The 12,487-nt window shown below is 53.7% G+C and carries 9 protein-coding genes; 8 read left to right on the top strand and 1 reads right to left on the bottom strand.

Annotation, left to right across the window (positions count from 1 at the left end; genetic code table 11):
- Positions 1–32 precede the first annotated feature (32 nt).
- The 4 genes from murQ to tadA all read left to right on the top strand — a co-directional run bounded on the left by murQ (position 33) and on the right by tadA (position 3,628).
- Positions 33–938 carry an N-acetylmuramic acid 6-phosphate etherase gene (gene murQ / locus J1782_RS23495; RefSeq protein WP_217153993.1) on the top strand — a complete coding sequence of 302 codons (906 nt, stop codon included), beginning with the start codon at positions 33–35 and terminating at the stop codon, positions 936–938.
- A 21-nt stretch (positions 939–959) separates the two neighbouring features.
- Entirely contained in the window at positions 960–2,321 is a 1,362-nt protein-coding gene (locus J1782_RS23490) for a PTS transporter subunit EIIC (RefSeq protein WP_152328027.1), read from the top strand.
- Between the two features lie 4 nt (positions 2,322–2,325).
- Positions 2,326–2,964, top strand: a complete 639-nt coding sequence (gene yfhb / locus J1782_RS23485) for a phosphatidylglycerophosphatase C (RefSeq protein WP_217153992.1) — start codon at positions 2,326–2,328, stop codon at positions 2,962–2,964.
- 151 nt (positions 2,965–3,115) lie between these two features.
- Positions 3,116–3,628 carry a tRNA adenosine(34) deaminase TadA gene (gene tadA, locus J1782_RS23480; RefSeq protein ID WP_217153991.1) on the top strand — a complete coding sequence of 171 codons (513 nt, stop codon included), beginning with the start codon at positions 3,116–3,118 and terminating at the stop codon, positions 3,626–3,628.
- A gap of 21 nt (positions 3,629–3,649) precedes the next feature.
- Here the strand turns inward: tadA and mltF are convergent, their stop codons facing one another.
- The gene (gene mltF / locus J1782_RS23475) at positions 3,650–5,110 is read right to left on the bottom strand and encodes a membrane-bound lytic murein transglycosylase MltF (protein ID WP_217153990.1); all 1,461 of its coding nucleotides are present in this window, start codon (positions 5,108–5,110) and stop codon (positions 3,650–3,652) included.
- Positions 5,111–5,385: 275 nt separating this feature from the next.
- On the opposite strand from mltF, the gene purL reads away from it, so the two are divergent.
- The 4 genes from purL (at position 5,386) to agp (ending at position 12,464) form a co-directional block, all read left to right on the top strand.
- The gene (purL, locus tag J1782_RS23470; RefSeq protein ID WP_217154046.1) at positions 5,386–9,279 is read left to right on the top strand and encodes a phosphoribosylformylglycinamidine synthase; all 3,894 of its coding nucleotides are present in this window, start codon (positions 5,386–5,388) and stop codon (positions 9,277–9,279) included.
- 345 nt (positions 9,280–9,624) lie between these two features.
- Positions 9,625–10,179: a lipid IV(A) palmitoyltransferase PagP gene (pagP, locus tag J1782_RS23465; RefSeq protein ID WP_371819820.1), complete on the top strand. Its 555-nt coding sequence runs from the start codon at positions 9,625–9,627 to the stop codon at positions 10,177–10,179.
- A 236-nt stretch (positions 10,180–10,415) separates the two neighbouring features.
- Entirely contained in the window at positions 10,416–10,988 is a 573-nt protein-coding gene (pagP, locus tag J1782_RS23460; protein WP_165059262.1) for a lipid IV(A) palmitoyltransferase PagP, read from the top strand.
- 174 nt (positions 10,989–11,162) lie between these two features.
- Complete coding sequence (agp, locus tag J1782_RS23455) at positions 11,163–12,464, top strand: bifunctional glucose-1-phosphatase/inositol phosphatase (protein ID WP_165059263.1); 1,302 nt, start codon at positions 11,163–11,165, stop codon at positions 12,462–12,464.
- Positions 12,465–12,487: the final 23 nt, after the last annotated feature.

The raw sequence follows: 12,487 nt of genomic DNA, 5'->3' as shown, positions 1-12,487 counted from the left end.
ACTAATTTGAATTAAATATTCAGGAGAACATCATGAGCCATAACGCTAACCTGGGAACCCTTGTTTCAGAAACACGTAACCCGGAAACCATGAATCTGGATGAGATGTCCACGCTTGAGCTGGTGACCTGCTTCAACCAGCAGGATCGTAAAGTGCCGGAAGCGATTCAGAAAGTTTTACCGGAAATTGCGAAAGCGGTAGACAGCGCGGCGGCCTCTTTTAAAGCCGGTGGCCGGTTGATTTATCTCGGTGCCGGAACCAGTGGCCGCCTCGGCGTTCTCGATGCATCTGAATGTCCGCCGACTTTTGGCGTGCCGCACGGGATGGTCGTCGGGCTGATTGCCGGCGGCCCTGGCGCGATGCTGAAAGCCGTGGAAGGTGCGGAAGACAGCAAAACGTTGGGCGTTGAAGATTTAAAAAACCTCAATCTTACGGACAAAGATACCGTCGTCGGGCTTGCTGCCAGCGGCCGCACACCTTACGTGATTGGCGCACTGCGCTACGCAACGGACCTGGGATGCGCGACGGTCGCCATTTCCTGTAACCCGGATTCCCCGATTGCCCGCGAGGCAAACATCGAAATTTCACCGGTGGTTGGCCCGGAAGCCCTGACCGGTTCGACCCGTCTGAAATCCGGCACGGCGCAAAAACTGGTGCTGAATATGATTTCGACCGGTGCGATGGTTAAAACCGGCAAGGTTTACCAGAACCTGATGGTCGATGTAAAAGCCACCAACGTGAAGCTCGTCGACCGCGCCTGCCGCATTGTGGTGGAAGCCACCGGAGCCTCGCGCGCAGACGCTGAACAGGCATTATCGCAAACCGGTTTCGACGTTAAACCGGCTATCCTGATGCTGCTGGCAGGTATTGATGCGTCCGAGGCGAAGGCACGCCTGAGTCACCATAATGGATTCCTGCGCGCTGCTCTGGCGGAATAATACGGAGAGAAAAGCATGGCGATGGATAAAACGAATCTCTTGGCTTCACAGATTTTGCAGGGTGTCGGCGGCGAAGGAAATATCAGTAAACTGGAAAACTGCATGACCCGCGTACGTGTGGAAGTGCATGACGACGCGCGTCTGGATCTGACCCGCCTGAAAACACTGGAAGGCATTAAAGGCTACCTTAAGCAGGGGGATCAGCATCAGTTTATCGTCGGGCCGGGTGCGGCGGCGAAAGTCGTGGATGCCATGCGCACATTGCTCAGAACCACCGATGCGCCGGTTCAGAATGATATCGCGCGTAACAAAGCCAGCGCGAAAGCCAAATACTCCGCGCCGATGAGCGGGGCGCTGCGCAAACTGGCTGATGTCTTTATTCCGCTGATACCGGCCTTTATCGCGTCGGGGCTGATCATGGGCATTATCAACCTGCTCAAGCGGCCAGATATTGCCGGTTCCATTGCCACGGATTTCCCGAATATTCTCGGGCTGTTAGCGATTTTTGGCGGCGCGGTTTTCGCCATCATGAATATTCTCGTGGGCGTGAATGCGGCCCGCGTGTTCGGCGGTTCACAGGCGATGGGCGGCGTAATGGCCGGCATTCTCTCCAGCCCGGCGCTGGCGCAAATTACGCTGTTTGGCGAAACGTTGCAGCCGGGACGCGGCGGAGTAATTGCCGTGCTTTTAGTGGTAGCCCTGATGTGCTGGCTTGAAAAACGGCTGCGTAATTTACTGCCGGAATCGGTGGAGCTGATCCTGAATCCGCTGATTACCACGCTGATTACTGCCACGCTCGCTATTGTCATCCTGCAACCGATCGGCGGTTTCATTTCTGACGGCATCGCGCACGGCGTTAATATCGCGATAGATAAAGGCGGTTTGCTGGTTGGCGCAGTGCTGGCGGGCGCTTTCCTGCCGCTGGTCTTGTCGGGGTTACATCAGGGGCTTGTGCCGATCCACGTTGAACTGATTCAGGCGCACGGTTCTAACCCGTTACTGCCTATTCTGGCGATGGCAGGCGTCGGGCAGGTTGGGGCGGCCATGGCGGTATACATGAAAACCCGCAATGCGCGGCTGAAAAAAGTGATTAAAGGCGCGCTGCCGGTCGGTATTTTAGGTATCGGCGAACCGCTGATTTTCGGGGTGACATTACCGCTGGGGCGGCCTTTTATCGGTGCCTGTTTAGGCGGCGCGGTCGGCGGTGCGCTAATCTGTTACTGGAAAGTCGCGACGGTGATCACTTTTGGTATTTCCGGATTGCCGCTGGCGCTGACCATTATTTCCGGCAAAGTCATGTTGTATCTCGCCGGTTTAGTCATTACGGTATTGGCTGGTTTTATTTTTACCTGGCTGATGGGGTTCAACGATCCCGAGGAGTAACGGATTGAGTACGAAGCCTGATCGACGGGTCGTGTTTTTTGATCTTGATGGAACACTGCACCAGCAGGACATGTTCGGGAGTTTTTTGCGGTTTTTGCTCCGGCGGATGCCGCAGAACCTGATTCTGGTGATCCCGGTCTTGCCGCTGGTGGCGATTGGATTGCTGATGCACGGGCGGGCCGCGCGCTGGCCGATGAGTTTGCTGCTTTGGTCGATCACTTTTGGTCACAGCGAAGCCCGGCTTAAAGCGCTGGAATTGCAGTTTGTCACCGCGTTTCGCCACAAAGTGGTGGAGTTCCCGGTTGTACAGCGGCGGCTGCGTGAATACCTCGACAGTGATGATACCGAAGTGTGGCTGATCACCGGATCGCCGGAAAATCTGGTTCAGCAGGTGTATAACGCGTCGCTGTTTCTGCCAAAAGTGCGTCTGGTGGGCAGCCGCATTGCGCGCGGTAAAGGCGGCTGGGTGCTGCCACTGCGCTGCCTGGGTGAGGAGAAAGTGGTTCAGCTTGAACGCCGCATCGGTTCTCCGCTGAAACTTTACAGTGGCTACAGCGACAGCAAACAGGACAACCCGCTGCTGTTTTTCTGCGAGCACCGCTTTCGCGTCAGCAAGCTGGGCGAACTCCAGCAACTGGAATAATTCCGCCGCCGGACCTTCGTCTTAACTATCATTCTAAAACAGGCCGGTTTCCGGCCTGTTTGCATTGGGATGACGCAGGTATACTGCTGGCCGCTAAAAAGAGATTGAGGTTGAAGTGTCGGACGCAGAGTTGGGTAACGGATTAGCAGAAATGAAAGAACACGAACACTGGATGCGATATGCCATGAATCTGGCGCTGAAAGCGCAGGATGAAGGCGAAGTGCCGGTGGGCGCTGTGCTGGTTTTGGATAAACAGGTGATTGGCGAAGGCTGGAACCGGTCTATCGGGCATCATGATCCGACTGCGCATGCGGAAATTATGGCGCTGCGCCTCGGCGGAAGTGCTGTACAAAATTACCGTCTGCTGGATGCCACGCTGTACGTCACGCTTGAGCCTTGCGTTATGTGCGCAGGGGCGATGATCCACAGCCGTATCCGTCGCGTGGTGTATGGCGCAGCGGATGCCAAAACCGGTGCCGCCGGTTCCCTGCTGGACGTTTTGCGCCATCCGGGCATGAATCATCGAGTGGAAATTCTGCCGGGCGTCTTAGCGGAAGAATGTTCCGAACAGCTGAGCGCGTTCTTTCGTTTACGCCGCAACCAGAAAAAGGCGCTGCGGCTGGCAGAGCGCGCTGCGCAAGCCGGTAATACCTCTGAAGAATAAGCCCGCTCGTTGCTATAAATGCTACGGCGCCAGGGCTTCTTTTGCGTCCACGACCGGATAACCCTGGCCCAGCTGAGCCTGCAACGCCGCTTTCTGCGCCTGTTGCTTCTCTTTCTCCATCAGATACCCGACCAGACTGAGCTGATAGCGGCGGATGTTTTCCACATAATTGTACGCCTGCGTGCCGCGCGCGTAGCCATACGTTGTGCGGCTGAAATAGCGCTTCTGGTTGAGCATCGGCAGACGCTGCTTCACATCGGCCCAGCTGTCCGGATTGGCTTTTTGCTGCGCCGTCAGCTTACGGGCGTCGAGCATGTGGCTGTAACCCATGTTGTATGCTGCCAGCGCAAACCAGATCCGTTCATCTTCGGGAATCGATTCCGGCATCTTATCCATCAGGTGCGACAGATACAGAGCGCCTCCGCGAATACTTTGCTCGGCATCGGTCCGGTCATCGACATTCAGGCCATCCGCTGTGGTGCGAGTCAGCATCATCACGCCGCGCACGCCGGTCGGAGATTTTGCCTGCGGATCCCAATGGGATTCCTGATAGGCAATCGCCGCCAGCAGCCGCCAGTCAATTTTATCCGCGTATTTTTCAAACAGCGGTTGCAAAACCGGCAGCGTACTGTCGATGGCGTTCAGGAAAGTTCGCGTATCGACATAATCAAAATCGCCGACGTGCCCGAGGTATTTCTCCTCAAGTTTCTCCAGCGTACCGTCTTCGGAAATCTGGCTGAAAAAGTCCAGCATCGCCGCAGAAAGGCTGTCGTCATCCGGTTCCTTGCGGTAATACCAGGTCACCGGCTCATCTTCCGTGGCATCAAAAGCCACGGCCAGACGCGGATAAACGCGCTGCATCAGTGCGATGGTGACGGAATCTCCCAGCGTGTAATCCAGTTTGCCGTTCTCAACCTGTTGTAACAGATCGCGCGGCGAAAGTTTGTCCGTCGTGGTCCACGTCAGATTGGGGTATTTTTTGGCGGCAGCTTCCAGCGTCAGGATGTGCGCACTGCCGGCGGAAACCACCAGCGTACCTTTTACATCCGCAAAACTTTTCGGGCGCGCGGCTCCCTGCCGGTAAACCAGTTGCTGAGAAACGGAATAGTATTCCGGCCCGGCACGGTAGTTTTTCAGGCGCGTATTGTTATACACCAGCCCGGAAGCCAGCATGTCGGTTTTGTTGTTGTCCAGATCGTCGAACATGGACTCGATCGTGGTGTGCTGATTCACCACCAGCTTTACGCCCAGATAATCTGCGAAGCGTTTAGCCAGTTCGTAATCGAAGCCGAGATTTCCTTCCGGGGAGTCCATAAAAGTCAGTGGAGAATTGAGCGTGCTTACGCGCAATTCTCCACGGGATTTTATCTGATCCAACTGGTCGCCTTCGCCTCTGTGCCACGGGACGGCAGGCCATAAGGCCAGAGCCAGCAACAGGGCGGCAATCCCCATCAGAACATAGTTAATTTTTAGTCGCGTCAAATAGTTATCTCGCTGCGGCGCTCTTGTTTTTTTACGATGTGCTGTGCAGTTTCTATGGTTATATCCCCAGTGCTGACGCATTTTGCTCAACAAAACGGCAGTCTGCAACATTATTCATATTAACCGCAATATTTATAAGGTTATGAGTGAATATCAATATTCCCGACGCAAACGGTTTCGTATGCCGCAAGCTTTCTTTATAATAGCCCGCGTTTTCCCCCTGTTGCGCCCAATGAAGCACTGTGGTCAGTGTCTTCGAAGACGAGAGATCTGTGATTATGGAAATACTGCGTGGTTCGCCCGCTTTGTCGGCTTTTCGCATTAACAAATTATTATCCCGCTGTCAGGAAGCACGCCTTCCGGTCAATGATATCTACGCCGAATATGTACACTTTGCCGATGTCAGCGCGCCGCTGAATTCGGACGAACAAACCAAGCTGCAACGCCTCCTGAAATACGGTCCTTCTCTCGCTGAACATGCGCCAACAGGTCGTTTACTGCTGGTTACCCCGCGTCCTGGCACCATTTCTCCGTGGTCTTCCAAGGCGACTGATATTGCACACAACTGCGGTTTATCTCAGGTTCTTCGCCTTGAGCGCGGTCTGGCGTTTTATGTTCAGGCTCCTGAACTGACCGAAGCACAATGGTCGCAGCTGGGCGCATTGCTGCATGATCGCATGATGGAAACCGTCTTTGGCAAACTCGAAGACGCCAGCGCGCTGTTCGCGCAGCAACAGCCTGCACCGGTTCAGCATGTCGATATTCTCGGCGAAGGCCGTATCTCGCTGGAAACCGCCAATACCAAACTGGGTCTGGCGCTGGCGCAGGACGAAATTGATTACCTGATGGAGGCCTTTACGTCGTTGGGGCGCAACCCGAATGACATCGAACTGTATATGTTCGCACAGGCAAACTCAGAGCATTGTCGCCATAAAATCTTCAACGCTGACTGGATTATCGACGGCGAAACGCAGCCGAAATCCCTGTTCAAGATGATCAAAAACACCTTCGAACAGACGCCTGATCACGTGCTTTCTGCGTACAAAGATAACGCTGCCGTGATGGAAGGTTCGCAGGTCGGCCGTTTCTACGCCGATGCGAAAGACGGTCTGTACGATTTCCATCAGGAGCAGGCGCACATCCTGATGAAGGTTGAAACCCATAACCACCCGACGGCGATCTCTCCGTGGCCGGGTGCGGCGACAGGTTCCGGCGGCGAAATCCGTGACGAAGGCGCAACCGGTCGCGGTGCAAAACCGAAAGCCGGTCTGGTCGGTTTCTCCGTTTCTAACCTGCGTATTCCGGGCTTCGAACAGCCGTGGGAAGAAGATTTCGGTAAGCCGGATCGTATCGTTACCGCGCTGGATATTATGACTGACGGCCCGCTGGGCGGCGCAGCCTTTAACAACGAATTTGGTCGTCCGGCGCTGCTGGGATACTTCCGTACTTACGAAGAAAACGTCAACAGCCACAATGGCCCTGAGCTGCGCGGTTATCACAAACCGATCATGCTGGCGGGCGGTATCGGCAACATCCGTGCTGATCACGTGCAGAAAGGTGAAATCACCGTTGGCGCGAAACTGATTGTGCTCGGCGGCCCGGCGATGAATATCGGTCTGGGCGGCGGTGCGGCTTCTTCAATGGCCTCCGGCCAGTCTGACGCGGATCTGGATTTTGCTTCCGTACAGCGCGATAACCCGGAAATGGAACGCCGTTGCCAGGAAGTGATCGACCGCTGCTGGCAGCTCGGTGAAGCCAACCCGATTCTGTTTATCCATGACGTGGGTGCAGGCGGTTTATCCAACGCGATGCCTGAACTGGTCAGCGACGGCAACCGTGGCGGCCGCTTCCAGCTGCGTGACATTCTGAACGACGAGCCGGGCATGAGCCCGCTGGAAGTCTGGTGTAACGAATCGCAGGAACGTTACGTCATGGCGGTTGCACCGGCTCAGCTGGCGCAGTTCGACGCGATCTGTAAACGCGAGCGCGCCCCGTACGCGGTGATCGGTGAAGCCACAGAAGAAATGCATCTGTCTCTGGAAGACAGCCATTTCGATAACCAGCCGATTGATATGCCGCTGGACGTACTGCTGGGTAAAACCCCGAAAATGACCCGTGACGTCACCACGCTCAAAGCGAAGGGCGATGATCTCAACGGCGAAAATATTCAGATTGCCGAAGCGGTAAACCGCGTTCTGCATCTGCCTGCTGTGGCGGAGAAAACCTTCCTGATCACCATCGGCGACCGCACCGTGACCGGTATGGTTGCACGCGATCAGATGGTGGGACCGTGGCAGATCCCGGTGGCTGACTGCGCGGTCACTACCGCCAGCCTCGACAGCTATCACGGTGAAGCGATGTCTCTGGGCGAACGTGCGCCAATCGCCTTGCTGGACTTTGCCGCTTCCGGTCGCATGGCCGTCGGTGAAGCACTGACGAACCTGGCCGCGGTCGAAATCGGCAGCCTGAAACGCGTTAAGCTTTCTGCTAACTGGATGTCTGCGGCCGGTCACCCGGGCGAAGATGCCGGTTTGTATGCCGCGGTGAAAGCGGTCGGCGAAGAGCTTTGCCCGGCACTGGGTATCACCATTCCGGTGGGCAAAGACTCCATGTCGATGAAAACCCGCTGGCAGGAAGGCAACGAACAACGCGAGATGACGTCACCGTTGTCTCTGGTCATCACGGCATTTGCCCGCGTCGAAGACGTGCGTCATACCGTGACGCCGCAACTGCGCACCGATAAAGGCGACACCGCATTGCTGCTGGTGGATCTGGGTGCCGGTCACAACGCACTGGGCGCGACGGCGCTGGCGCAGGTTTATCGTCAGCTCGGCAACACGCCAGCGGATGTGCGCAGTGCTGAACAGCTAGGTGGCTTCTTCAACGCCATGCAGGCGCTGGTTTCTGAACAGAAACTGCTGGCCTACCATGACCGTTCCGACGGTGGTTTGCTGGTCACGCTGGCGGAAATGGCCTTTGCCGGTCACTGCGGCCTGACGGCGGATATCGCCGCTCTGGGCAACGATTCTCTGGCGGCGCTGTTTAACGAAGAGCTGGGTGCAGTGATTCAGGTTCGCGCTTCTGACCGTGAAGCCGTCGAACATACGCTGGCACAGTTCGGTCTGGCAGACTGCACGCATTACCTCGGTACTGTTGAAACCGGTGACCGCTTCATCATCACGCAGGACGATAAGCCGGTATACAGCGAAAGCCGCACCACATTGCGTACCTGGTGGGCAGAAACCACCTGGCAGATGCAGCGCCTGCGCGATAACCCCGAATGTGCCGATCAGGAACATCAGGCCAAAACCCGCGATCTTGATCCTGGCCTGAACGTGAAACTGAATTTTGCGCCGGACGAAGACGTGGCTGCGCCTTATATTGCGAAAGGTGCGCGTCCGAAAGTGGCCGTGCTGCGTGAGCAGGGCGTTAACTCCCACGTTGAAATGGCGGCGGCTTTCCATCGCGCCGGTTTCGATGCGGTTGACGTGCATATGAGCGATTTGCTGGCCGGTCGCCGTGATTTGCAGGACTTCCATACGCTGGTTGCGTGCGGCGGTTTCTCTTACGGTGACGTGCTGGGCGCGGGTGAAGGCTGGGCGAAGTCTGTCCTGTTCAACGACCGCGTGCGTGAAGAGTTCGCTGAATTCTTCCACCGTCCGCAGACTCTGGCGCTTGGCGTGTGTAACGGTTGCCAGATGATGTCGAATCTGAAAGAACTGATCCCGGGCGCTGAACACTGGCCGCGCTTTGTGCGCAACCTGTCTGATCGCTTTGAAGCGCGTTTCAGCCTGGTAGAAGTGACCGCCAGCCCGTCAATGTTCATGCATGGCATGGCTGGTTCACGTATGCCAATCGCCGTTTCCCATGGCGAAGGCCATGTGGAAGTGCGTGATGCTGCGCATCTGGCACAGATCGAACACAGCAATCTGGTGGCGCTGCGTTTTGTCGACAACAACGGTCAGGCGACTGAAAACTATCCGGCCAACCCTAACGGTTCTCCGAACGGTATCACCGCTGTCACTAACCTCTCAGGCCGCGTCACCGTCATGATGCCGCACCCTGAGCGTGTCTTCCGCACCGTCAGCAACTCATGGCACCCGGAAGAGTGGGGTGAAGACAGCCCGTGGATGCGCATGTTCCGCAACGCGCGTAAACAGCTGGGCTAATCATTAAAAAGCTTAAGTAATAAAAATCCGTAGTGCGAAAGCCTGCGGATTTTTTTATGTACGAATATCAAAAAATAAAGTAATCATGATATTAATTTCGTGAGTGTAAGAAGATATGTCAAAAACGGCCGCTGGGTAAATTTGTAACCGGCTGTTTTACAATGAAATAGCATATCTGGGTCTCAGTAGTTTATATTTACTGAATATATTATTAAATATTTATATGTGTTAAGCGCCATATAATGCCCTGGTCAACTCAACAGGGCATTTACGCCAATGGAAAATATAATCTCCGCGAATTCTCGCGCAATACTCTCTTATTCACTTTTGACGTGTACATTATTAATGTCCATTAATGGACAGGCGCAGGAAAATGTTGCTAATTATCAGCAGCAGGAAATGTCTTCACAAGAAAATAATGACGGGCTGTGGTCTTCATTTAAAAATAATATCGCTGAAACCTGGAATGAACCTCAACAGCAAGATCTCTTTATTCCGGTATTAACCCGCCATAATCGTCACACGCACAGTAAAAAACAAATTGACGGATATAATGAACATCCGTGGGGAGGCGGTTACGGCGTTTCACGTTATGACGATAAAGGAAACTGGCACGCGCTTTATGCCATGGCGTTTAAAGATTCCTTTAATCATTGGGAACCCGTTGCCGGATATGGATATGAAAAGATATGGCAGCCTTTCAGCGATCAGGAATTTCGCCTGGGAGCCGGATACATTGCCGCCATCTCTGCACGTGACAACTATGATTACGTGCCTTTCCCTATGGTGTTACCGCTGGTGTCTGCCGGATATTCGCGGGTGACATTCCAGGCGACCTACGTGCCGGGGACGAATACAAAAGGCAATGTTCTGTTTGGCTGGTTCCGCTTTCAGTTTTAACTGAATTTCTTTACTTAATAAATACCTTTATTAAATTTAAAACAGTCAGAAGTATTACAGACTATTCTGATAATTTAAGTCTCCACCCCTTAATTTTCAGGGAATTAAGTGTCTAAACGTTTTTTGTTACAACCCTGTTTAACCTGTTTTCTTATGCTTTGTTTATGATATTGCTTCGATAAGGAGTGACGTTGAATATGGTAAATAAGAAAAATCTCAGGGATGTCGGTTTATTAATGTCTGTAATTTTTAGCCCAAACCTGTGGGCCAACAACAGTGGAATACATCCGGTCAGCGATCCGGATACCGTGCAATACAAATCGCTGGCAGCCAATGTCTGGTCCGATTTTAAAGACAAGGTCTCCACCACCTGGAATGACTCTGATTCTCAGGATTTGTATCTGCCGGTTATTACCTGGCATAACCGGCTGACCTACGATAAAGAGAAAACTGACAAATATAACGAACGACCATGGGGCGGCGGTTACGGTATTTCCCGTTATGATGATAAAGGAAACTGGAACGGCATTTATTTTATGGCGTTTAAAGACTCGCACAATAAATGGGAGCCGATCGGCGGTTATGGCTGGGAGAAAATATGGACACCTGCGCAGGATAAAGATTTCCGTTTAGGTCTGGGTTATACGGCCGCCGTGACGGCGCGTGATGACTATAAATATATTCCTATTCCTATCGTTTTACCGCTGGCCTCCATCGGTTATAACAAGCTGACTTTCCAGGCCACGTATATTCCGGGAACCTACAACAACGGCAACGTGTTCTTCGCCTGGCTGAGGTATCAGTTCTGATACTCTGCATTGTTACACTTTTGTGACAGTGCAGGCCGGGGTTGTGAGCACGATCTCCCTCTTTTTCTCAATATTCACCTATGCTGAAAATTCACCGCACTTATCAATCTGTTGAACGCAGAATGAGTGCGGTACTTTTTTTATTTCAGGGAATATTCATAAAGAGGAACACTCGTGAAAACAACGTCGCGTTATCTCGCTTTAACCGCACTTGCCTGCTTGTTACCACTCTCACTGCCCGCCGCTCAGGCCGCACAATCCGATAACCTGGAACTGCAACAGGTGCTGGTTCTCAGCCGTCACGGCATCCGTGCACCGCTGGTGAATTATGGTGATGTCCTGGCGGAATCTACCACGCACACCTGGCCGGTCTGGAAAACAGAAGGGGGGTTACTGACCCCGAAAGGCGGCCAAATCTCCGAGCATATGGGGCATTACCTTCGCGCATGGCTGGCGAAAGATAAGCTTCTGCCTGCTGCGGGTTGCCCGGAAACTCAGCAGGTTTTCGCCTATGCCAACAGCCTGCCGCGTACAATTGATACCGCGAAACATATCACCACCGGCGCATTTCCAGGCTGTGATGTGCCGGTCATCAACCGTGTAGAAATTGGCAAAATGGATCCGGTATTCAACCCGATCATTACCGCCGAAGTGAATGACAGTTTTAAAACCAGTGCGCTGAATTCCATCAGCCAGCACGCGGGCGAGGGCGGTTTGCCGGGCCTGAATCAGCGTCTGAAGCCGAACTATGCGTTGCTCGAAAATATTCTCGATTATAAAAACAGCAAAATCTGCAAAGAGAAACAGCAATGCGATCTGGCGTCTCAGCCTTCGGATGTAGTGCTGACGCAGGGTAAAGAACCGGGAATTACCGGGCCGTTGCGTATGGCAACCGGTGCGGCAGATGCATTCATGCTGCAGTATTACGAAGGTTTCCCGCTGAAGGATGTAGCGTGGGGGAAAATCAGCACAGACGATCAGTGGACGAAACTGGAAACCATCAAAAATCTGTATCACGAAACGCTGTTTGGCTCTCCGGCGATTGCTGCCAATGCCGCGAAGCCTTTACTGACGTTCATCTCCGGCGCGCTTGATCCGAAACAGGCCTCGACCGCAGATGAGAAAGCTGCACAGCAGGCAAAACTGGCTCTGCTGGTCGGGCATGATTCGAACATCGCTTCATTGCTTGCGGCACTGAAAACGCAGGATTACACCCTGCCGGGGCAATTTGAACGTACGCCAATCAGCGGTACGGTGGTCTTCCAGCGCTGGCATGACAAGAAAGCGGATAAAGATCTGATGAAGATCGAATATGTTTATCCGACAGCACGTCAGATCCGTAACAACGTAGCCCTGAGCCTGAAAAATCCTCCTGAGCGCGTCACGTTGCAAATCGAAGGCTGCAAAGTGGATAAGCAGGGCTTCTGCCCGATGGAACAGTTCACTCAGGCCGTACGGAAAGATTTGCAGGGCTGAGCCGGCTTTAACCGCTAACTGGC

Source organism: Rahnella sp. BCC 1045 (assembly GCF_019049615.1).
Lineage (GTDB): Bacteria > Pseudomonadota > Gammaproteobacteria > Enterobacterales > Enterobacteriaceae > Rahnella > Rahnella contaminans.
The sequence above is the reverse complement of the archived record's forward strand: the minus strand, read 5'-3'. Positions and strand labels throughout refer to the sequence as shown.